The 19,835-nt window shown below is 69.2% G+C and carries 21 protein-coding genes and 1 pseudogene; 11 read left to right on the top strand and 11 right to left on the bottom strand.

The genetic code is table 11. The features are described 5' to 3' along the window. The first annotated feature begins 50 nt into the window (after positions 1 to 50). Positions 51 to 650: a class I SAM-dependent methyltransferase gene (locus A6A40_RS26995; protein ID WP_108548896.1), complete on the top strand. Its 600-nt coding sequence runs from the start codon at positions 51 to 53 to the stop codon at positions 648 to 650. Between the two features lie 141 nt (positions 651 to 791). Here A6A40_RS26995 and A6A40_RS26990 read toward each other — a convergent pair whose 3' ends face one another. The 6 genes from A6A40_RS26990 to A6A40_RS26970 all read right to left on the bottom strand — a co-directional run bounded on the left by A6A40_RS26990 (position 792) and on the right by A6A40_RS26970 (position 5,474). Then, entirely contained in the window at positions 792 to 1,379 is a 588-nt protein-coding gene (locus tag A6A40_RS26990; RefSeq protein ID WP_108548895.1) for a HutD/Ves family protein, read from the bottom strand. Positions 1,380 to 1,437: 58 nt separating this feature from the next. Continuing rightward, on the bottom strand, positions 1,438 to 2,139 hold the full coding sequence (locus A6A40_RS26985) for a hypothetical protein (RefSeq protein ID WP_236784070.1): 702 nt from the start codon (positions 2,137 to 2,139) through the stop codon (positions 1,438 to 1,440). Between the two features lie 232 nt (positions 2,140 to 2,371). Continuing rightward, positions 2,372 to 2,536, bottom strand: a complete 165-nt coding sequence (locus tag A6A40_RS30835; protein ID WP_158279379.1) for a hypothetical protein — start codon at positions 2,534 to 2,536, stop codon at positions 2,372 to 2,374. 276 nt (positions 2,537 to 2,812) lie between these two features. Continuing rightward, positions 2,813 to 3,862, bottom strand: coding sequence for a YihY/virulence factor BrkB family protein (locus A6A40_RS26980; protein WP_108548893.1), 1,050 nt, complete (start codon positions 3,860 to 3,862; stop codon positions 2,813 to 2,815). A gap of 12 nt (positions 3,863 to 3,874) precedes the next feature. Next, positions 3,875 to 4,738, bottom strand: a complete 864-nt coding sequence (locus tag A6A40_RS26975; RefSeq protein ID WP_108548892.1) for a DUF3618 domain-containing protein — start codon at positions 4,736 to 4,738, stop codon at positions 3,875 to 3,877. A gap of 136 nt (positions 4,739 to 4,874) precedes the next feature. Next, positions 4,875 to 5,474 carry a HupE/UreJ family protein gene (locus A6A40_RS26970; protein ID WP_108548891.1) on the bottom strand — a complete coding sequence of 200 codons (600 nt, stop codon included), beginning with the start codon at positions 5,472 to 5,474 and terminating at the stop codon, positions 4,875 to 4,877. 227 nt (positions 5,475 to 5,701) lie between these two features. Between A6A40_RS26970 and A6A40_RS26965 the strand changes: the two genes are divergently transcribed. The 6 genes and pseudogenes from A6A40_RS26965 to A6A40_RS26940 all read left to right on the top strand — a co-directional run bounded on the left by A6A40_RS26965 (position 5,702) and on the right by A6A40_RS26940 (position 12,162). Beyond that, positions 5,702 to 6,898, top strand: coding sequence for a nickel-dependent hydrogenase large subunit (locus A6A40_RS26965; RefSeq protein ID WP_108548890.1), 1,197 nt, complete (start codon positions 5,702 to 5,704; stop codon positions 6,896 to 6,898). A 105-nt stretch (positions 6,899 to 7,003) separates the two neighbouring features. Continuing rightward, the gene (hypB, locus tag A6A40_RS26960) at positions 7,004 to 8,074 is read left to right on the top strand and encodes a hydrogenase nickel incorporation protein HypB (RefSeq protein ID WP_108548889.1); all 1,071 of its coding nucleotides are present in this window, start codon (positions 7,004 to 7,006) and stop codon (positions 8,072 to 8,074) included. Positions 8,075 to 8,091: 17 nt separating this feature from the next. Then, positions 8,092 to 8,337 carry a HypC/HybG/HupF family hydrogenase formation chaperone gene (locus A6A40_RS26955; protein WP_108548888.1) on the top strand — a complete coding sequence of 82 codons (246 nt, stop codon included), beginning with the start codon at positions 8,092 to 8,094 and terminating at the stop codon, positions 8,335 to 8,337. A gap of 201 nt (positions 8,338 to 8,538) precedes the next feature. Continuing rightward, complete coding sequence (gene hypE, locus A6A40_RS26950) at positions 8,539 to 9,585, top strand: hydrogenase expression/formation protein HypE (RefSeq protein ID WP_108548887.1); 1,047 nt, start codon at positions 8,539 to 8,541, stop codon at positions 9,583 to 9,585. A gap of 259 nt (positions 9,586 to 9,844) precedes the next feature. After that, a pseudogene (locus tag A6A40_RS26945) lies at positions 9,845 to 10,441 on the top strand (sugar transferase); the annotation flags it as partial. 293 nt (positions 10,442 to 10,734) lie between these two features. Continuing rightward, positions 10,735 to 12,162 carry a S41 family peptidase gene (locus tag A6A40_RS26940; protein ID WP_108548886.1) on the top strand — a complete coding sequence of 476 codons (1,428 nt, stop codon included), beginning with the start codon at positions 10,735 to 10,737 and terminating at the stop codon, positions 12,160 to 12,162. Positions 12,163 to 12,240: 78 nt separating this feature from the next. Here A6A40_RS26940 and A6A40_RS26935 read toward each other — a convergent pair whose 3' ends face one another. After that, positions 12,241 to 13,005 (bottom strand): 4'-phosphopantetheinyl transferase family protein, encoded by a 765-nt coding sequence (locus A6A40_RS26935; RefSeq protein WP_108548885.1) that lies wholly within the window; start codon positions 13,003 to 13,005, stop codon positions 12,241 to 12,243. Between the two features lie 103 nt (positions 13,006 to 13,108). Here A6A40_RS26935 and A6A40_RS26930 point away from each other — a divergent pair, with 103 nt between their 5' ends. The 4 genes from A6A40_RS26930 to A6A40_RS26915 all read left to right on the top strand — a co-directional run bounded on the left by A6A40_RS26930 (position 13,109) and on the right by A6A40_RS26915 (position 16,420). Continuing rightward, positions 13,109 to 14,089: a phosphoribosylaminoimidazolesuccinocarboxamide synthase gene (locus tag A6A40_RS26930; RefSeq protein WP_108548884.1), complete on the top strand. Its 981-nt coding sequence runs from the start codon at positions 13,109 to 13,111 to the stop codon at positions 14,087 to 14,089. A 13-nt stretch (positions 14,090 to 14,102) separates the two neighbouring features. Then, positions 14,103 to 15,056 carry a D-2-hydroxyacid dehydrogenase family protein gene (locus A6A40_RS26925; RefSeq protein WP_108548883.1) on the top strand — a complete coding sequence of 318 codons (954 nt, stop codon included), beginning with the start codon at positions 14,103 to 14,105 and terminating at the stop codon, positions 15,054 to 15,056. Between the two features lie 80 nt (positions 15,057 to 15,136). Further along, entirely contained in the window at positions 15,137 to 15,835 is a 699-nt protein-coding gene (locus tag A6A40_RS26920; RefSeq protein WP_335645209.1) for a phosphatase PAP2 family protein, read from the top strand. 108 nt (positions 15,836 to 15,943) lie between these two features. Next, positions 15,944 to 16,420, top strand: coding sequence for a hypothetical protein (locus A6A40_RS26915; protein ID WP_108548881.1), 477 nt, complete (start codon positions 15,944 to 15,946; stop codon positions 16,418 to 16,420). A gap of 30 nt (positions 16,421 to 16,450) precedes the next feature. On the opposite strand, the gene lhpI is transcribed toward A6A40_RS26915, so the two are convergent. From lhpI to A6A40_RS26895, 4 genes are all read right to left on the bottom strand, one after another. Then, positions 16,451 to 17,353: a bifunctional Delta(1)-pyrroline-2-carboxylate/Delta(1)-piperideine-2-carboxylate reductase gene (gene lhpI / locus A6A40_RS26910; protein ID WP_108548880.1), complete on the bottom strand. Its 903-nt coding sequence runs from the start codon at positions 17,351 to 17,353 to the stop codon at positions 16,451 to 16,453. 35 nt (positions 17,354 to 17,388) lie between these two features. Further along, entirely contained in the window at positions 17,389 to 17,772 is a 384-nt protein-coding gene (locus A6A40_RS26905) for a dihydroneopterin aldolase (RefSeq protein WP_108548879.1), read from the bottom strand. 88 nt (positions 17,773 to 17,860) lie between these two features. Next, a complete protein-coding gene (locus tag A6A40_RS26900; protein WP_108548878.1) occupies positions 17,861 to 18,943 on the bottom strand; it encodes a site-specific DNA-methyltransferase in 1,083 nt (360 codons plus the stop codon). A gap of 89 nt (positions 18,944 to 19,032) precedes the next feature. After that, complete coding sequence (locus tag A6A40_RS26895; RefSeq protein ID WP_108548877.1) at positions 19,033 to 19,686, bottom strand: ribonuclease HII; 654 nt, start codon at positions 19,684 to 19,686, stop codon at positions 19,033 to 19,035. Between the last annotated feature and the right edge of the window lie 149 nt (positions 19,687 to 19,835).

Below are 19,835 nucleotides of genomic sequence, written 5' to 3'. Positions count from 1 at the left end.
AAAACCTTCCGGCCGCGGTCCGGAACCAAGATGGGTTTGGAGAGGACGTGATGATCAAGGGAACGCAAGGGTACGGCGACAACGCGCCAGCACTGGCGGAGCAATACGAGAGCATCACATTTGCCGATGTCCATCATGAGGTGATGCATCTCTTTCCCTCACCGCCCGCGCGGGTCCTTGACGTCGGGGCGGGGTCGGGTCGCGACGCCGCAGCGCTCGCCATGCTGGGCCACAGGGTCGTTGCCGTCGAGCCGACCGCTGCGCTTCGACAGGAGGGTTTGCGCCTTCATGGCGGGAAGCCCATCGAATGGGTCGATGATCATCTTCCCGATCTTCTACAGCTTCATCGTCGAAAGGATCGCTTCGATCTCATCCTTTTGACGGCTGTGTGGATGCATCTGGACATTCAAGAGCGGCGAACAGCCATGGAATCCCTAGCGGGACTCCTCAGTCCGAATGGCCGGATCAGCATGTCGCTGCGTTATGGGCCGGTGCCTGAAGGACGGAGGATGTTCGAAGTCTCGGCAGACGAAACAATTGAGCTTGCAGCTTTGCACGGGCTGGACGCGCTCCATGTCACGGAGCGAAGCGATATGCTCGGGCGGCCGAACATCCGCTGGGCTTTCGTTGTTCTTGAGACGCGGACATGACTGCGGCCCTTCGCAGCCCGTTCACGAAGTCGATTTGACCGGAAAAGATCTGGAAAGAGGGTGGCCGTGGTGTGGTTGAGTGGCAGGCGAGATTCACCCTTGCCGGTGAATCACGACAGGCGCTCAGACGCANCGACAGGATCAAGAGCCGCTGGTATAACGCCGCCGGATCTCCGCACACACGCCCTCCGCCCCGTCCGGCACGTCAATCTGTGCGGCGGAGTCGCGCAGAAGCAGACTATGCCCCTGGGCAAGCAGTTGGGGTTCTCCGCCGTCGAGGGTTACGGACAGGGTGCCGACAAGCGCGTGGACCAAAACCACCCCGCCATCGGCGCGATGGAGGGCCGGGCCCGCATGCAGGGTCAGCGTGCCAGTGGCCGAGGCACGGTCGAGCATCAGGTTCACGTCGCGGATGGGGCCGGCCAACGGCTCGCACCACACCGCCGCTTCACCGCGAAAGGCGAAGGCGGGGTCCAGGCGGCGGCGCTCGACCGGGGGGGTGCCATCGATGGACAGGCGCATGCCATCGCCCTCCACCACGGCGATCAGGCGGTCATAACCGGGAAAAGCCGAAAACGGGCCGGGTTCGACGACGTCGGCGATGCTGACCCGCCACAGGAACCGGCCGTCCGCGGCCGGCTCCACCGCAAGTTCTGTGGTGACGCCGCCGCCATTCTTCCAGGGAACGCGGCGGTGATCGGCGGGGCTCAGAAGGGTGATGCTGGCCAACGTCAGGCTCCGGCACGGATGAACTCCGCACCGTCATAGCACAGCCGGAGCCGAAGCCTCAGGCGAAGAGGTTGAAGCTGCCCATCAGCTTCTGCGTTCCGGTCTGGCCGGTGGGGATCGAATTCAGGCTGCCGATGGCGCTGTTCAGCCCGTCCAGCGTCGCCTGCTGCCCCGTGGTCAGCGCCGCCGCGCCGGTGTCGCCCTTGGCTGGAGCCTTGGCCACGGTGTCATAGTCCTTGCTGTAGTTCCCCATCACCAACTGCATGGCGTAGTTCTTGGGGTCCTTGTCGGACTGGCCCTTGTCGCGCGTGACGCGCAGGGTGTAGTCGCCCTTGTCGACCGTCAGGTTGCCGGCCTGCAGCTTCTTGAAGGCGTCGTATCCGTCACCGGATTTCGGGTCGCTGTCGGCCAGAACCCGGCCCAGCCGGTTCATCAGTTGGACGCGCACGCCGTCGTCGCCGACCTGGCCCATGGTCATCTCACCCTTGGAGGTGACCTTGAACTTGTAGAAATCGACCTTGTCGTTCGCCGACAGCGTACTGGCGACGTTCAGACGCGTGGTGTTCTTGGCCAGAACGCCGATGTCCGTGGCGCCGGCCGTGGTGGTCAGCGGCGATTTGTTGACTGTCTTGGAAAACTCCTGGACATCGCCGACGGCCTGATTGCTCTGCGAACTCTTGATGGCCTCGACCGCGTTCTTGATCGACGCGTTGAGGCTGGACACCATAGAGCTGACGCTTGAGAGAGCATCATCCGCCATGATCCGTCATCCTTCTTCCGATCCGACCAACACACCGAAACCCGAAAGCGCGGATTCGGGTGCCGCCGAGGATTACCCACCAGGTCGCGGCCGGCTGCGCCGCCACCCGGACACATCTGCCCTAAGGGAGTATACGACAACAGCCGGCAGAACATAGTCAGGATTCGTGATTTCTTTGATCCAAAGCTGGGATGCAGGGCCCGCAAGCCGGAATCGCCGGCCCGGTCGCGGCTCAGGATCGCGGCTTTCCCTCCATTCCCGCATTCGGTGCGGTGTGGGCGGCGGCAGCGGCGGCCTGTACGGCCGCCGGCTGGGCCGACTCGGAGGCGTCCGGCTCATCGGCCAGCGGGCAATGGGGCGGCTGGGTGGGGCCGGTGACGACATCGAAATCGAACATGACAACCTCTCTTGCGGATGATGAGGCCGCCCGGTTCGCCCGTGTTCGGATTTTGAGGATGTGCAGCCCTTCAAGGGCCGGGGTCACAAGCACGAAAGCCGCCGCGGGTCGGTCCGGGCGGCTTCGGGAATGAGCGACAGATGCGCGTTCCTAGGCCGCCGGACGAAACCAGCGGCCAAAGTATCGGGAGCGTCCGCAGGACGCGATGGAAAGCACCTGTTGCATGGGAGCCACCATAGCGCACGGCCGCTGCCCTGCCAAGGGGCATTTCCGCCGTCAGCCCGCCTTGCGTTCGCCCACCGTGTCGGCGACATAGGCGTCGCGCTGCCCCAACGGACGGGCGGGGTGGCCGTTGCGGGCGGTCGTGTCACGGGCGGTCTGGTGCTCGATCTCCGCGTTCAGCTCGGCCCCCAGCAGCACGACATAGGAGGTCAGGTTGAACCACAGCAGCAGCACCACGACCGCGCCGACAGACCCGTAGGTCTCGTTGTAGCTGCCGAAATTCGACACATAGATGGAAAAGCCCAGCGACCCCAACAGCCAGACCAGGGTTGCCGTCACCGACCCCCAGCTGACCCAGCGCCATTGCGGCTCCCGCCGGTCGGGGGCGTAGCGGTAGAAGACGGCAAGCCCCAGGATGATCGCCACCGCGAGGATCGGCCAGCGGGCGAGGCTGGCGATCCAGCCGACCGGCGTTTCCTGCAGCCCGACGATGGCGATCGCGGCCGGCACCGCGACGATCATCACCATGGCGACGATGACGAACAGCAGGCCGGCGACCGTCAGGGACATCGACAGCAGTGCCAGCTTGATGATGCCGCGCGTCTCCTGCTCGCCATAGGCGATGTTGAGCGCCGTCACCATCGAGTTGGTGCCGCGCGACGCGCTCCACAGGGTCAGCAGCAGGCCGAAGACCAGCCCGAAACCCAGCCCCTGGGACGGGGCGGTCGCCACCTTGCGGGCCTGGTCGCTGACGATGGACAAGGCTTCCGGCGGCAGCAGTCCGCCCATCTGGCCCAGTTGGGTCTCGATCATTGCGGGGTCGGCGACGAGGCCGTAGATGGAGACGAGCGCCGCGATGGCCGGGAAGATGGCGAGCAGACCGTAATAGGCGACACCCGCCGCCAGCATCGACAGGTTGTCCTTGCTCTGCTCGTCCCACACCCGCAGCAGGATGTCCTTCCATCCCTGTCTGGGAATGTCCGACGGGGTTTCCGCCGACCGCCCGCGCCCGCCCCGGCTTCCGCCGCGCGCATCGTTGGCGGCGTGATGCCCGGTCACACGGTTCCGGCGCTCGTGGTAATGGCGGCGGCTCAACCCCAGCATGACCCGCCCTCCTCAGACCACGGCTTCGCGCAGCGCGCCGACGCGGTGGCGGGCGGTCTCCACGGCATGGAACTGGGCGCCGATGACGACCTGCAGGTGATCGTCCGGCGCATCGCGCAGGGCGTCGCGGAACAGGGCCAGCGTCCCGTCCAGCCCGATTTCCAGCCGCGCCAGCAGGTCCCCCCGCCCGGCCGTTCCGCCGATGCCCGCCACCACGCTGCGGGCGCTCGCTTCCGCCAGGCCGTGCAGCGGCGACCAGACCAGTCCGCCATCGCCCGCGGTCTCGATCCAGCCGCCGCCGTCGCGCAGTTCGGTATCCAGCGCCATGGCGCTGCGGTCGAGCTGGTCGGCCAGAGCCTCCAGGCGGGAGGACAGGGCCGGGTCGGCGATGGTCATGTCGGCGCGGCGGAAGGCGTCAGAGCCGTCGCGGCAGGCGGCGATCAGGTCGGTCAGCAGATGGCGGCCGCGCGGGTCCAGCTGCCGGCCACGGGAATCGTAATCGTCGAACTCCGTGGTCGACTCCGGCGTGCGGGCGACTGCCCAGGCGAGCCAGAGGGCGCCGACGCCCATCAGCGCCACGGGAACCGGGTTGGCGCGGACGGCGCGGGCGATCCGGCCGGACATGCCGTCGCCGCCGCCCTGGATGACGTCGCGCACCACCTGCACCACCCCGCCCGACATCTGGCCGGGCGACAGGCGGAACTCGATCTCGTCGATCACCGCGTCCATGCGGGCGCGGATCGACTCGATCTCGTGTTCGATCTCTTCGGGCCGGCGGTTCTGTGTCGCCGTCGTGGCCCCGGCAGCGGCCGCGTGGTCGGACGGAACCGACGCGGACGGAGCGGCGGACGGAATGGCGTCGTTGTGGTGGGTCATGCCGGACGTCTCCTGTGGGGACTGCCGGCTTGCAACACCGGGGGGAGGCGATTGTTCCGGCCAGACCTGCACAGGCAAAGGGCCGGAAGGTCTCCCTCCCGGCCCCGTCGTGAAGAACGGAGTCCTCGGCCTGCGATCAGGCCAGCGTGACCAGCGCCACGCCGCCCAGCCCGATGGCGGCACCCAGGCCGCGCAGGACGAGCCCGCCCTTGCCCTCGCGGGCGACGCCGCGCAGCGACAGGGCCACGGCGACGCCGGCCCCATGCAGCAGGGCGGTGGCGAGGGCAAAGCCCAGACCGTAGAGCAGCGGCTGCGCCGCCTCCGGCATCTCGGCCCCATGGGCGTGGCCGTGGAACAGCGCGAACAGGGCGACCGCCGCCAGCGATACCGGCAGCGACAGGCGCGACTGCGCGGCGACCAGGGCGCCCAGCACGATGACCGAACCGGCGATCCCCAGTTCCACCGCCGGCAGGCCGATCCCGGCCATGCCCAGCAGGCCGCCGCCGATCATGGCGGTGACGAAGGCCGCCGGCAGGGCCCAGAGCGCCGCGCCGCCGCGTTGCGCCGCCCACAGCCCGACCGCCACCATGGCCAGCAGATGGTCCCAGCCGCCGACCGGATGCAGGAAGCCGTGGACGAAGCCGGCGTCATGGGCACCGAAGGTATGGGCGTCGGCGACCGCCGGCAGCACCAGCCCGGCCAGCAGGACGGCCGAGGCGAGGGAGAAGCGTTTCATGGACAAGCATCCTCTGATGTCGTGTCGCGCCGGCCACGGCCCTCCCGTCCGACGCATGGGAAGCCCGGCTCTCTGGCGCGGTTGGTGCGAAGTGTATCAGAAAGCGTCATCTCGGCCATGACCGAGACGCCGTCTCCGCCCCGCCGGATCTACGTATTTTGACGCAGGTCAATGAGTTGCATCCCGGTTCCGTCAGGATAGGCCCGCCGCCGCCCCAGGACTTCACCATGACCGCAGCCACATTTCCCGCAGAGGGATCGGTATCCGTCCGGCTGCGGCTCGACAGCAGATCGGGCGCTGGCAACATGGGCGCCGCCATCATCGGCCGGTCCGAGGTCGCCGCCCGGCGCCCGCGCGCCGTCGTCGCCCTGGTCGGCCGCCGGGCGGAGGAGGCGGTGCGGCTGGCGCCCCTGCTGTTCAGCCTGTGCGGCACCGCGCAGGGACTGGCCGTCGCCCGCGCCTGCGAAGCGGCGCTGGGCATCGATGCGGGCACGCAGGAGACCGCGCGCCGCCTGCTGAGCGATGCGGAAGCCCTGGACAGCCACGGCTGGCAGGCGGTGGTGGAATGGCCGGCGCGCCTCGGCGTCCCTTCCCGCCCGGCTGCCCTGCGCGCCCTGCGACAGGCGGTTTCCGCGGTCATGCCGGCGCTCTATCCCGGCAAGGACGGCGTGCGGCCGGGCGGCGGCGTCCTTCGGCCCGATGGAGCGGCCCTGCGCGCCGCTCTGGACCGGATGGACGCCTGGCTGGCGGAGGAGGTCTTCGCCGGACCGCCGCCTCGGGATGCCGACGACCTCGCGCGCTGGGCCGGCCATGGTGCCAGCGATGCCGCGCGCCTGGCCGCCCGGCTGCTCGGCCCCGGCCTGGCCGGCTGGGGGGCGGGTGACATCCCCATGCTCGGCGAAAGCACACCGGACTGGTTCGCCGCGGCGCTGTCCGGCGACCCGACATTCGCCTCCCGGCCACGGTACGAAGGCGGTCCGGCGCTGACCGGCCCGCTGGAACGGCAGGCGGCGCATCCGCTGGTCGCTTCGGTAACGGAACGCTTCGGCAACGGGCTGGCCCGGCTGTTCGCGGCGCGGCTCGCCGATCTGGCCGAGCTGCCGCGGCGGATGGAGGCGGCCATCGCCGATCTGCGCCCCGCCGATCCGTCGATGGCGGCAGGTCCGGCTCCGGGATCGGGCTGCGGCGTGGCGGAGACGGCGCGCGGGCGGCTCGCCCACTGGTTGCGGCTGGACGAGGCGGGGCGGATCGCCGATGCCCGCATGGTGGCCCCGACCGACTGGAACTTCGCCCCCGACGGCCCGCTGGCCCGCGGACTGGCCGGTGCCGAGGTGCGCGGCCGCGACGATGCGGCGGAGCGGGCGCGGCTGCTGGTCGCGATGCTCGATCCCTGCGTCGCCTGCGGCATAGAGGTACACGAATGACGATCTCTTGCCGAAGCGGACGGCTCGTCGGATGATGGATCGCCGGACGGACAAAGCGATTGCCTTGCGAAAAGCGGGGCGGACCGAAGAGTGGGAGAGCGCGTGATGTGCACGGTTTGCGGTTGCGGAGAAGGCGAAACCCGGATCGACGGCAAGGCCACCGATGCGGAGCATGAGCATATCGGCCCGGATGGCAAGGTCTACCGGCACCGCCATGGCGACGGGCACGGCCATGGTGACGGGCACGGCCATGACGGTGGGCACGGCGTGGCTCACCACCATGCCCACCACCATCACGATGACACCCACGAGCATGTCGCCCCCGACGGCACGGTGTTCCGCCACAGCCATGCCGATCACGGGCACCACGATCATGACCACGGGCACGATCATGGCCATGACCACGCGCATCACCATCACCGCCCCGACCGTCCCGACGCCATCGACGGCGGCGCCGCGCTGAACCAGCCGCGGCTGATCACCATCGAACGCGACATCCTGGCGAAGAACGACGGGCTGGCCGCCGTCAATCGCCGCCGCTTCGCGGAGCGCGGCGTGTTCGTGCTGAACCTGATGTCCAGCCCCGGTTCGGGCAAGACCACCCTGCTGACCCGCAGCCTGACCGACCTGAAGGGCCGCTTCCCGGTCGCGGTGATCGAAGGCGACCAGCAGACCAGCTTCGACGCCGACCGCATCCGCGCCACCGGCACCCCGGCGGTGCAGGTCAACACCGGCAAGGGTTGCCACCTCGACGCCTCCATGGTGGCGCAGGCCGCCGACAAGCTGGCGGCCGAGGGCGGATTCGCCGGGGACGGGGTGCTGTTCGTCGAGAATGTCGGCAATCTGGTCTGTCCCGCCGGCTTCGACCTGGGCGAGACTCACCGCGTCGTCGTGCTGTCGGTGACGGAGGGGGAGGACAAGCCCCTGAAATATCCGGACATGTTCGTCCGCGCCGACCTGCTGGTGGTCAACAAGATCGACCTGCTGCCCCACCTGACCTTCGATGTGGAGCGCATGATCGGCTACGCCCAGCGCCTGAACCCGTCCCTGGCGGTGATCCAGCTGTCGGCCACCACCGGCCAGGGGCTGGAGGAGTGGTACGACTGGATCGCCGACGGTCTGGCGGAAGCCCGCGCCGCCCACACAGCCGCCCACCCCGCTTCCACCGCCGTCTGACCGGAAGGACCGCCGCCATGTGCCTTGCCGTCCCCGCGCTCGTCACCGCCCTGCTGCCCGACGACCGCGCCACCGTCAGCCTCGGCGGCGTCACCTCCACCTGCTCGCTGGAACTGGTGGAGGATGTCACCGTCGGCGATTACGTGATCGTCCATGTCGGCTACGCCCTGTCCCGCCTGGATGCCGAGGAGGCCGAGCGGACACTCGCTCTCTTGGCCGAGGTCGCGGACGCCGAGGTGAATGGCGCCGAAGCCGCGGCCTAGTCACACCTGCTTCGACAGAAAGCCACGCCCGCAATCAAGCACGTCATCCCCGCGCAGGCGGGGATCCAGGAAGCTCCGAAATAAAGCCGCTGAACCGGCTGGATTCCCGCCTTCGCGGGAATGACGGCGCACCAAAGGCAAGGGTTCCCGTATCGCTTCCACGGGGGCTTCCTCTCCAACCGACCACCCGGACCACCCGCCATGACCGACCGCCGCCTCTTCACCCGCAAGCTCGACATCGCCCGCGGGGCGGTGGACATGACCCACGGCTCGGGCGGCAAGGCGATGGCGCAGCTGGTGCGCGAGCTGTTCGCCGCCGCCTTCGCCAACCCGTATCTCGACCAGGGCAACGATCAGGCCGCCTTCGACGTGCCGGGCGGGCGCATGGTGATGACGACCGACGGCTTCGTCGTCTCGCCGCTGTTCTTCCCCGGCGGCGACATCGGCTCGCTGGCCGTCCACGGCACGGTGAACGACGTCGCCATGGCCGGAGCCGTGCCGCTGCACCTGACCGCCGGCTTCATCATCGAAGAGGGCTTCCCGCTCGCCGACCTGAAGCGGGTGGTCGACAGCATGGCCGCGGCGGCGCGCGAGGCCGGGGTCGCCATCGTCTCCGGCGACACCAAGGTGGTGGAGCGCGGCAAGGGCGACGGCATCTTCATCACCACCACCGGCATCGGCATGGTGCCCCCCGGCGTGGCCCCCTCCGGCGACCGGGCGCGGCCGGGCGACGCCATCCTGGTCAGCGGCACCATGGGCGACCATGGCGTCGCCATCATGTCGACCCGCGACAATCTGGGCTTCGAGACCGCGATCCTGTCCGACAGCGCGGCGCTGAACGGGCTGGTCGCGGCGATGGTGGCGGCGGTGCCCGACGTGCATGTGCTGCGCGATCCCACCCGCGGCGGGCTGGCGACGACGCTGAATGAGATCGCCCACCAGTCCGGTGTCGGCATGCGGCTGCGCGAGGCCGACATCCCCGTTCGGGCGGAAGTCACCGCAGCCTGCGAATTGTTGGGGCTGGATCCGCTCTACGCCGCCAACGAGGGTAAGCTGATCGCGATCTGCGCGGCGGAGGAGCGTGACCGGATGCTCGCGGCCATGCGCGGCCACCCGCTGGGACGGGATGCCGCCTGCATCGGATGTGTGGTGGAGGACCCCCATCGCTTCGTTCAGATGGAGACCCGCTTCGGCGGCCGCCGGATCGTGGATTGGCTGAGCGGAGAACAGCTTCCCCGGATCTGCTGACCCGTACCGGCGGGCTAACCCACCCTTTCCAAAGATCCTGTCCCTTCGGCAGGACCCCTTTCGCGCGCTGGCCGTTGCCTCTCTCGGATGGTCCTATGCTCTGACCACAGACGTTCAGCGACGAGAGATTATTATGGCGTTGTCCAACATCGCTCTTCTGGGCGCACCCCGCCTGGACCCCGGCCGCATGGCAGGCACCCGGTCGGCGATGCAGGCGATGGACCGGTTGCCCGGTTGCCCGCCCCTGCACAGGCACCGGGTGAAACGGGCCTTCGACATCGTCGGTTCGCTGGGGCTGCTCGCCATCTTCGGGCCGCTGATGCTGGTGCTGGCCTGGATGGTGGCCCGTGACGGCGGTCCGGCGGTGTTCGGCCATCGGCGGGTCGGCGCCGACGGCCGCTCCTTCACCTGCCTGAAGTTCCGCTCGATGGTGGTGAACTCCGCCGAGGTGCTGGAGCGGCTGCTCGCCACCGACGAGACGGCGCGCACCGAATGGCTGGCGACGCGCAAGCTGCGCAACGACCCGCGCATCACCCCGGTCGGGCGTTTCCTGCGCAAGTCGAGCCTGGATGAGCTGCCGCAGCTGATCAACGTCCTGCGCGGCGACATGAGCCTGGTCGGCCCCCGCCCGATCATCGACGACGAGGTTCCCTATTACCGCGCCTGCTTCCCCTTCTACACCCGCTGCCGCCCCGGCCTGACCGGGCTGTGGCAGGTCAGCGGCCGCAGCGACGTCGACTACGTGCGCCGGGTCCAGCTCGACACCGCCTATGTGGTGGGCTGGAGCTTCTGGACCGACATCGGCATCATGCTGCGCACCGTGCGGGTGGTGGTGAAGGGCAGTGGCGCCTACTGAGCCCCCTCCTCCCCCCCTTCCGAAAGCACTCATCCCTTCACACCGGTCGCGCGTCCCATCGGGGCGCGCGACATTGCCGTTTGCGCACACCATTTCCGGCAGGGGTCTTGTTCCTGCGCAGGAACAAGACCCCTGCAACCGTCCCTGTTGCATGACACGCTTGCCGAATCCGGGGTGGACTTTGAGAATGGCGGAACGACGTGCTAGGGTCGGGCCAACCGGCGAAACCCTGGTATAAGTGAACGATGAGCGTAAGACCGCCGGCCGGACCGGCCAGTCAAGAGGGGCCTAGGATGGCGAAGCTGCTGGCTGCCTTGCTGCTGATGATGGTGGCGATCGGGCCCGCCTGCGCCGTGGCGCCGACCAGCCGTGCCGACACCGTTGCGGCGCTCGACCGATACCGCGCCGATTTCGCGAAGATCCGCGGCTATGGATCTCTGTCCGCCGCCGACCGCAACTATGTCCTCTTCTCCGATGCCATGCGCCGCGTTCTGACGGAGCATGTGAAGCCCTTCGATCCGCAGGTGCTGGTCGACAAGGCGGAAGAGGGCCTGAAGAAGAAGAAGGCGGAGAACCCGCGCGCCAGCGACCGCATGCTGACCGAGGCGGCGCTGGACAGCATGCTGGGTTCGCTCGATCCCTATTCCAGCTTCCTCGACAGCGAACGCTACCGCTATCTGCGCGAACAGACCCAGGGTGAGTTCGGCGGGCTCGGCATCGAGGTGACGATGGACGAGGAGAGCGGCCTGATCAAGGTCGTGTCCCCCATCGACGGCTCGCCCGCCGCCCGCGCCGGCCTGCGCAGCGGCGACCTGATCGCCCGGATCGACGACGTGGCGGTCAAGGGGCTGAACCTGCACGATGCCGTCGCCCGCATGCGCGGGCCCGTCGGCAGCTCGGTCGCCCTGTCGATCCGCCGCCCGCCGGCGACCGACGCCAACACCCGCGTCTCGCTGACCCGCGCCATCGTGAAGATCCAGCCCGTCCGCTACCGGCTGGAGGGCAACGTCGCCTATGTCCGCATCGCCACCTTCAACCAGTCGACCTCCTCGGCGCTGGATGCTGCGGTGGAGGACATGCGCCGGCAGGCGAAGGGCCGGCTGACCGGCGCCGTCATCGACCTGCGGAACAACCCCGGCGGCCTGCTGGAGCAGGCGGTGCAGGTGGCCGACCGTTTCCTGGAGACGGTGGACATCGTCTCTGTTCGCGGCCGCGATCCGGAGGAATCCCGCTCCTACCGCGGCACCTCGGGCGACCTGCTGGCCGGGCTGCCGGTGGTGGTGCTGATCAACAGCGGCTCGGCCTCGGCGTCGGAGATCGTGGCCGGCGCCCTGCAGGACCATCACCGCGCGCTGCTGTTCGGTTCGCGCTCCTACGGCAAGGGGTCGGTGCAGACGATCTCCTCGCTCAGCGTCGACACCGGCATCCGCCTGACCACCGCCCGCTACTACCGCCCGTCGGGGGCGCTGGTGGACTGCTTCGGCGTCTCGCCCAACCTGGAGGTCAAGCCGACCCACGGCAACACCGAGGAAACCCACCCCGACCCCGCCACCTGCGATCCAAACGCCCCGGTCCCGCCCAAGCCGCAGGTGTGGATGGCGCAGGACATGTGCCCCGACGTGATGGACAAGGCCCCGCGTCCCGACGACGACCGTCCGCTGGAATGCGCCGTCTCCGCCATCCGCAACCGCCTGACCGGCACGCTGGCCGGAGGGGAGTGAACCGGAAAATCCCCTCTCCCCCCCAGGGAGAGGGGCATTCGCGACGGAGCGGCGCTGCTCGACCTTGAAGTATTTTTCCTAGCCCACGAACGCTGCATCCATCGCCCGCGTTTCCACCGTCCAGCCCGTCCCGTGCGCCGCGATGGCGGTGACGGTGCCCGGCAGCACCCGGCGGTCGAACAGGCACCAGTCCGTCGGCAGGCCGACATCGCTCCGCAACCCCTCGCCGATTTCCAGCAGGGCCGGCGGTGCGCCGGGCGTCACCTCCACCGCGAACTGGTCGAGCGGCATCGACAGCCCGACGCCGGCCGCCTTGATGAAGGCCTCCTTCCGCGTCCAGGCCAGCAGGAAGCCCTCGTCCCGCCCCTCCGGCCCCAGCGCCTGCAGGGCGGCACGCTCGGCGGCGTGGAAGAAGCGGTCGGCGATGCCGTCGGCGCTCTCGATGGGCCGCAGCCGTTCGATGTCGACGCCGATCCGCCCCTCCGCCGCCACCGCGATGGCGAGGCTGTCCTCGCTGTCGCTGAGGTTGAAGGACGGGCCGCCGGGCAGCGCCGGCTTGCCGTGCGTGCCGTAGTCGAAGACCAGCGCCGCCGGATCGCGGCCGGTGAAACGCCCCAGCAGAAGCCGCAACAATCCCCGGCGCAGAACGAAGCGGTCGGTCAGCCGTTCCATCAGGAACCGGTCGGCGCGCTCCAGCTCGTCGGCGGACAGCAGGGCGCGCATCGCCGCTTTCTGCGCGGCCAAGCCCGTCAGATCGGCGAACCAGACGCGGACGACTCCGGGCTTCAGATCATAATCGCCGGCGCACCCGCCCGCCGCCATCGTGATGCTCACGTCATGCATCGGACAGCGATCCTCCCTCTCAATTTAGCGTCCTGGCTCCGGCAGGGGTTTGGGGTATCATGCGCGCCTCTCGCATCCGCCCCTGCATCCGGACCAGGATCCCATGGTTGACACCGCCCTGCTTGCCCCGCACCTGACCAACGTTCTTCGCGACGCCTTCATCGCGGAGCTGCCCAATCATTACCGCGGCAAGGTGCGTGAAAACTACGACCTTCCGGATGGGCGGCGCATCCTGATCACCACCGACCGGCTGTCGGCCTTCGACCGCGCCCTGACCGCCATCCCCTTCAAGGGGCAGGTGCTGACCCAGACCGCGCGCTTCTGGTTCGAGGCGACCAAGGACATCTGCGCCAACCACGTCCTGGAATACCCGGACCCCAACGTCGTGGTGGCGAAGCGGCTGACCATCATGCCGGTCGAGGTCGTGGTCCGTGATTACATGGCGGGCACCACCGGCACCTCGATCTGGTCGATGTACAAGCAGGGCCGGCGCGAGATGTACGGCCACATCTTCCCCGACGGTCTGCGCCAGAACCAGAAGCTGGGCACCCCCATCATCACGCCGACCACCAAGGCCTTCGACGCCGGCCATGACGAGGAGCTGACCGCGACCGAGATCGTGGAGCGCAACCTGCTGACCCGCGCCCAGTGGGACGAGGTGTCGGACAAGGCGCTGGCCCTGTTCGCCCGCGGCCAGAAGATGGCGGCGGACCGCGGCCTGATCCTGGTCGACACCAAGTACGAGTTCGGCTTCGACGAGGACGGCAACATCCTGCTGGCCGACGAGATCCACACCCCCGACAGCTCGCGCTACTGGTTCGCCGCCAGCTATCAGGAGCGGTTCGAGGCCGGCGAGAAGCCGGAGAGCTTCGACAAGGACTTCGTCCGCAACTGGGTCGTCGCCCGCTGCGATCCCTACACCCAGGACGTGCCGGAGATCCCCGGCGACGTGGTGCTGGAAGCGGCCCGCGTCTACATCGAGGCCGGCGAGACCATCACCGGCCGCCCGTTCGAGGTGCCGGCGACCGCCGTCCCGATCCTCGACCGCATCCGCGCCAACCTGGCGCCCTACTTCACCAAGTAAAGAGCCGGGCTCCATGCGCGTCGCCATCCTCGACGATTACCAGGGGGTCGCGCACGACCTCGCCGACTGGTCGCAGTTGCCGCCGGGAAGCGACCTGACCGTCTTCGACAAGCCGCTGGGCGATGAGCTGGCGGTGGCGGCGGCGCTGGAGCCCTTCGACGTGCTGGTGATCATGCGGGAACGCACGCCGTTCCCCGCAACCCTGATCGGCCGGCTGCCCAAGCTGAAGCTGCTGGTCACCACCGGCGCCCGCAACAACGCCGTCGACCTTTCGGCCTGTGCCGCCCGCGGCATCCCCGTCTGCGGCACCCGCATGGTCGGCACACCGACGGCGGAACTGACCTGGGGCCTGATCCTGGCGCTGGCCAAACGGATTCCGGCGGAGGAGCGGGCTCTGCGCGAGGGGCGCTGGCAGACCGGACTGACCGGCGATCTGGCCGGCAAGCGGCTCGGCCTCGTCGGTCTCGGCAAGCTCGGCACCAGGGTCGCCCAGGTCGGCCTGGCCTTCGGCATGGAGGTGGCGGCCTGGAGCCCCAACCTGACCGACGAGCGCGCCGCCGCGGCCGGCGTGACCCGCGTCGAAAAGCGCGATCTCTTCGCCACCTCCGACGTGGTCAGCGTCCATCTGGTGCTGAGCGAACGCACCCGCGGCGTGGTGGGCGCCGGCGAGATCGGCGCGATGAAGCCAACGGCCTTCCTGGTCAACACCTCGCGCGCCGGGCTGGTGGACGAGGCGGCGCTGGCCCATGCGCTGCGCCACGGCCATATCGGCGGCGCCGGCATCGACGTCTTCCCCATCGAGCCTCTGCCGAAAGACAGCCTTTGGCTTGACCTTCCCAACACGGTGCTGACGCCCCATCTGGGCTACGTGACGCGGGAGAATTACGCGGTGTTCTACCGCGACGCGCTGGAGGACATCCTGGCCTGGAGGGCCGGTTCACCGGTGCGGCTGCTCTCTCCCGCCTGAACGGGAAACAGAGGCGGAGGGCACCGGTGAGCTGGAGCGGCAGGGTCGGAGACGGTTTCCGCGGCGGTTTCTGGGCAAGGGTGAGCCGGCATCAGTTGGGCATGCTGGTCGGCATGTCGGTGATCGCCGGCCTGCTGTTCGGCTTCGTCGAACTGGCCGGCAAGGTGATGGAAGGCGAAACCAGCGCCTTCGACAAGCGCCTGCTGCTGGCTCTGCGCGATCCGTTGAATCCCGACCAGCCCGGCGGCCCCTGGTGGTTGGCCCGGATGGCGCGCGACATCACCTCGCTCGGCAGCACCACCATCCTCACCATCGTCACCGTCGCCACGCTGGGCTTCCTGCTTCTGCTGCACAAACGGGCGGCGGCGCTTCTGGTGCTGGTGTCGGTCGGCGGCGGCGGGACGCTCAGCACCCTGCTGAAGATGCTGTTCGACCGCGCCCGCCCCGATCTGGTGCCGCACGGCGATCAGGTGATCTCCGCCAGCTTCCCCAGCGGCCACGCCATGCAGTCGGCCGTGGTCTACCTGACCCTGGGCGCGCTGCTCGCCCAGTTCGTCGAGGGACGGCGGACCAAGGCCTATCTGCTGACCTGGGCGATGCTGCTGACGCTGGTCATCGGGTCGAGCCGCGTCTATCTGGGCGTCCATTGGCCGACCGACGTGCTGGCCGGCTGGAGTGTCGGCGCCGCCTGGGCGGCCTTCTGCTGGATGATCGCCGAATGGCTGCAGAGGCGCGGCGCGGTGGAGCAGGACCGGCCGGAGGCGACGGCGGGACGCTGACGGACAGGCAACCGGGGGTGCATCGCACAAAAGGTTAACAAGCGGGTTGAATAGGACCGCGTGCCCGTCGATAGTGTCGGCCCTACCTCTTTCGGATCAGGCCGCACCATGCCTCACGGCACCCTCGACCGCGAAACCCTTGAAGCCGTCGGCGTCCTTGCCCGCGCGGTGGAGCGCGAGCGGGTGCCCGGCGTCCTGGAGTGCCGCCTGCTGGCCAACGCCCTGAAGCGTACGCTGGACAGCGGGCGGGAACGCGAGCTGACCGAGGCGTCGCGCGTGTTCCGCACGCTCGACGCCGACCTGCGCGACCGCATCGTCGCCCGCGCGCGGGTGGAGGCCCAGCAGGCCCGTGCGCAGGCAAAGGCCAAGACCGCCGACCACGATGTGGTGACCCAGGAAATCCCGTCGCTGCCCCGCCGGGCGGTCGAACCGAAAGCGCGTGCGGGCTCCACTTTCCTGGCGGCTCTCAACGGCCTGCGTCCGGCCGCGACCGCCGGCAGCCGGGGCGCGGCCCGCGACCGCCTGCGCGCCGCCGTCGACTCCCAGCGCCGGGTCGGACAGCGGACCGAACCGACGCTGGAGTGATGGGAGGCGGAGGCGGCTCGGGCCGACGCCTTACCCCTGCCGCAATGCGCAGCGCGCCGCGGCCAGATCCCACGCCGCGCAGCCGACGCTCTTGAACAGGCGCGGACGCCCATCCGTCGCCCGGCCGTCCAGCGCATCGACCAGCGACTTCACCGTCGCCCAGTCCGCGCCGGCCTGGATGAAGTCGCCGGCCTCGTGGCGGGCGCCGGCGGGATCGTCGACGAACAGCTCGCTGCCATGGACGGCGGTCGGGCCGAACTCCGCCATTTCCGGTTTGAAGGCACCGACGCCGACCAGCAGGCGGTCGGGACGCGGCGTCTCATCATAGATGGGGGACAGGCTGGTGGTGAGTGCGATCACCACCTCGGCGGCCGGATCGACCGGACCGCTCATCGGCCGCAACTCCACCCCCTGGCCCTCCTGCGCCGCACAGAAGGCGGCAGCGCTGCCGATGCTGCGGCTGTGGATGTCGACGCGGATGCCGGGATAGAGCGCCGCGAGCGCCGCCACATGGCCGGCCGACTGGGTGCCGGCGCCGAGCAGCGCGACATGGCGCGGGGCCGGGGCCAGAGTGCGGATCGCCAGCATCGACACCGCGGCGGTGCGGCGCGCGGTGACGGTCGGGCCGTCCAGGATCAGCTGCGGCGCGCCGGTCGCGGCGTCGAAGGCGCTGACCACGCCATGGATGGTCGGCAGACCCTTGGCACCGTTGCCGGGGTTGACGTTCACCAGCTTGTGGATGGCGATGTCCGCCGCCGTGGCCGGCATCGACAGCAGCACGCCGCCATCGGGCAGTGGCAGCACCTGCCGTTCCGGGCTGGCGATGCGGCCGGCGGCATAGTCGCGGGCGGCAGCGGCCACCGCGTCGCACAAGGCGGGGAAAGGAAGGCGGGCGGCGGTCTGTTCGGCGGTGAGCACGGCGAGCAAAGACACGGTGTGCGGCTTCCTCTTTATGGGGCGGGAAACGGTCAGGCGCGGGCGCGCTCGATCTCCACGCCGACGCTGGCGGCGTCGGGGAAGACGTCCAGCTTTTCCACCCGAACCTTGGCCATCGTCACCCGCGCGTCGGCAAGACAACGCTCGGCGATGCGCTCGGCCAGCGTTTCCACCAGCGTGACATGACCCTGGGTGACCACGCCCTTGACGATGGTCGCCATGTCCTCGCCGGTGACACCGGGAGCGATCACCTCGAGATCCAGGTTCAGGCGGATGCGCTGGGGTTTCGCCCGTTCATGGGCATAGACGCCGATCAGCGCGTCCATCACCAGATCGCGCACGAAACAACGGGTGGACAGCGCCGCCGGGGCCGAGCGCGGCAGCGGGGCGGTGACGGTGGCGAAGAGCTTGTTCATGGGCGAAAGCCCTAACACGGCGGCGCCACCGCTGCCAAGCAGCCGACCGGGACAACGCCCATGCCGGACGGACAGGTCTGGGGCGGACTCAGTGCATCTCCGAACGGATGCGCTCGCGCAGCACGTCGATCGGGCGCAGATCCTCGCCCTCCTCGTAATGCCAGAAGGTCCAGCCGTTGCAGGCCGGCAGGCCGGCCATGGCGGCGCCCACCTGATGGATCGAGCCGCGATGGTCGCCGCGCGGGCCGGAACCGATCAGCGTGCCGTCGGCGCGCACGCGGGCGGCGACACGGCGGCGCTGGTCGAACAGGGTCGAGCCGGGGCGCAGCAGCCCGCGTTCCACCACCCAGCCGAAGGGGATGCGCGGGGCGGCGCGCTTGGGCGGGGTGTCGAGGATCGCCGCCTCCGGCGCCTCCTCCACCGCGTCGATGCGGGCCTGGGCCGCCTTGACGTAGGTGTCGTCACGCTCCAGCCCGATCCATTTGCGGCCGAGCCGCTTGGCGACGGCGCCGGTGGTGCCGGTGCCGAAGAAGGGATCCAGCACGACGTCGCCGGGACGGGACGAGGACAGGATCACCCGGTACAGCAGCGATTCCGGCTTCTGCGTCGGATGGGTCTTCTTGCCGTCCTCGTCGCGCAGGCGTTCGCCGCCGCTGCAGATCGGCAGCAGCCAGTCGCTGCGCATCTGGAGATCCTCGTTGAGGCTCTTCATCGCGTCGTAATTGAAGCGGTAGCGCGCATCCTTGTCGCGGGCCGCCCAGATCATCGTCTCGTGGGCGTTGGCAAAGCGGGTGCCGCGGAAGTTCGGCATCGGGTTGGTCTTGCGCCAGACGATGTCGTTCAGAATCCAGAAGCCCAGATTCTGCAGCGTGGCGCCGACGCGGAAGATGTTGTGATAGCTGCCGATCACCCACAGCGAGCCTTCCGGCTTCAGGATGCGGCGGGCGGCCGTCATCCAGTCGCGGGTGAAGCGGTCGTAGGTCTCGAAATCGTCGAACTTGTCCCACTCGTCATCCACCCCGGCGACGCGGGTGTGGTTCGGCCGCAGCAGCTCGCCTCCCAACTGCAAGTTGTAGGGCGGATCGGCGAAGACGAGATCGACCGACGCGGGCGGCAGATCGTTCATGAGAGCGATGCAATCGCCGACCAGGATACGGTTTTCAGGGAGCATTTTACGACCGGCAAAGAACTGGGACTCGGCCGGACAATGAGTCGCGCCCGAGTCGCCGTCAACAGCTTTCTTTGCCAAGTGACGACGGCTCAGCCGCTTAGTGCCTTTTGCCGTTTCACTGGTGCAAAACTGACTCGGTGATGCGGCGTGACACCATGGCGGGTCAGCGCGTCCAGATGCTCTGGCGTCGGATAACCGGCATTTCGATCCCATCCATAGTGGGGATACTGGACCGACAACCGCAACATCTCGCTGTCGCGCGCCACTTTGGCGAGAATAGAGGCGGCAGCGATGGACTGGCTGCGGCTGTCGCCCTTGACCACCGCCACCCTCTCGCACGCGATATCCGGGGTGAATTTGCCGTCCACCAGCGCCGCGTCGGGCGGGGCGCCGGGCAGCGCCTGATAGGCCCGCTTCATCGCCAGCAGCGTCGCCTTGTGGATGTTCAGCTCGTCGATTTCGGCGGCCGACGCCTCGGCGATGGCAAAGGCCAGCGCATGCGCCCGGATCGCCGGCTCGATCACCTCGCGCAGACGGCGGGTGACGGCCTTGCTGTCGTCGATCTGTACGGCGATCTCCGGCGGCAGCCCTTCGGGCGGCAGCACGACGGCGGCGGCGACCACCGGGCCGCAGAGCGGTCCGCGCCCGACCTCGTCGATGCCGCAGACGCGGCGGCCGGGACCGAAGCCGGCCTCCAGCGACAGGTCGGGGCGTGCGCGGGGCACGGCGGCTTTGCGGGGCATGGGCGGGCGGCCTTCAGGAAGGGGGTGGGATGGGGCCGCTTGATAGCGGCAGCGGATTCCGGGCGCAAGGCCGTGGCCGCTTGCGTCAACCAAGCTCTTGAGAAGCGGCGCACGGCTGCGCTATGGATGCGCCCCGCGACGCCGGACCA

Source organism: Azospirillum humicireducens (genome assembly GCF_001639105.2).
In the GTDB taxonomy this organism is placed as follows: Bacteria; Pseudomonadota; Alphaproteobacteria; order Azospirillales; family Azospirillaceae; genus Azospirillum; species Azospirillum humicireducens.
Note: the sequence above shows the minus strand (reverse complement) of the source record. Positions and strands in the feature narration are given on the sequence as shown.

Excerpts from the sequence above, each read along its gene's own strand:
- A6A40_RS26980 (WP_108548893.1), bottom strand. The coding sequence starts at position 3,862 with ATGCTGGGGTTGAGCCGCCGCCATTACCACGAGCGCCGGAACCGTGTG.
- A6A40_RS26895 (WP_108548877.1), bottom strand. The coding sequence starts at position 19,686 with ATGCCCCGCAAAGCCGCCGTGCCCCGCGCACGCCCCGACCTGTCGCTG.
- hypB (WP_108548889.1), top strand. The coding sequence starts at position 7,004 with ATGTGCACGGTTTGCGGTTGCGGAGAAGGCGAAACCCGGATCGACGGC.
- A6A40_RS26975 (WP_108548892.1), bottom strand. The coding sequence starts at position 4,738 with ATGACCCACCACAACGACGCCATTCCGTCCGCCGCTCCGTCCGCGTCG.
- A6A40_RS26905 (WP_108548879.1), bottom strand. The coding sequence starts at position 17,772 with ATGAACAAGCTCTTCGCCACCGTCACCGCCCCGCTGCCGCGCTCGGCC.
- A6A40_RS26985 (WP_236784070.1), bottom strand. The coding sequence starts at position 2,139 with ATGGCGGATGATGCTCTCTCAAGCGTCAGCTCTATGGTGTCCAGCCTC.
- A6A40_RS30835 (WP_158279379.1), bottom strand. The coding sequence starts at position 2,536 with ATGTTCGATTTCGATGTCGTCACCGGCCCCACCCAGCCGCCCCATTGC.
- hypE (WP_108548887.1), top strand. The coding sequence starts at position 8,539 with ATGACCGACCGCCGCCTCTTCACCCGCAAGCTCGACATCGCCCGCGGG.
- A6A40_RS26915 (WP_108548881.1), top strand. The coding sequence starts at position 15,944 with ATGCCTCACGGCACCCTCGACCGCGAAACCCTTGAAGCCGTCGGCGTC.
- A6A40_RS26935 (WP_108548885.1), bottom strand. The coding sequence starts at position 13,005 with ATGCATGACGTGAGCATCACGATGGCGGCGGGCGGGTGCGCCGGCGAT.
- A6A40_RS26900 (WP_108548878.1), bottom strand. The coding sequence starts at position 18,943 with ATGCTCCCTGAAAACCGTATCCTGGTCGGCGATTGCATCGCTCTCATG.
- A6A40_RS26940 (WP_108548886.1), top strand. The coding sequence starts at position 10,735 with ATGGCGAAGCTGCTGGCTGCCTTGCTGCTGATGATGGTGGCGATCGGG.
- A6A40_RS26965 (WP_108548890.1), top strand. The coding sequence starts at position 5,702 with ATGACCGCAGCCACATTTCCCGCAGAGGGATCGGTATCCGTCCGGCTG.
- A6A40_RS26955 (WP_108548888.1), top strand. The coding sequence starts at position 8,092 with ATGTGCCTTGCCGTCCCCGCGCTCGTCACCGCCCTGCTGCCCGACGAC.
- A6A40_RS26930 (WP_108548884.1), top strand. The coding sequence starts at position 13,109 with ATGGTTGACACCGCCCTGCTTGCCCCGCACCTGACCAACGTTCTTCGC.
- A6A40_RS26925 (WP_108548883.1), top strand. The coding sequence starts at position 14,103 with ATGCGCGTCGCCATCCTCGACGATTACCAGGGGGTCGCGCACGACCTC.
- A6A40_RS26970 (WP_108548891.1), bottom strand. The coding sequence starts at position 5,474 with ATGAAACGCTTCTCCCTCGCCTCGGCCGTCCTGCTGGCCGGGCTGGTG.
- A6A40_RS26995 (WP_108548896.1), top strand. The coding sequence starts at position 51 with ATGATCAAGGGAACGCAAGGGTACGGCGACAACGCGCCAGCACTGGCG.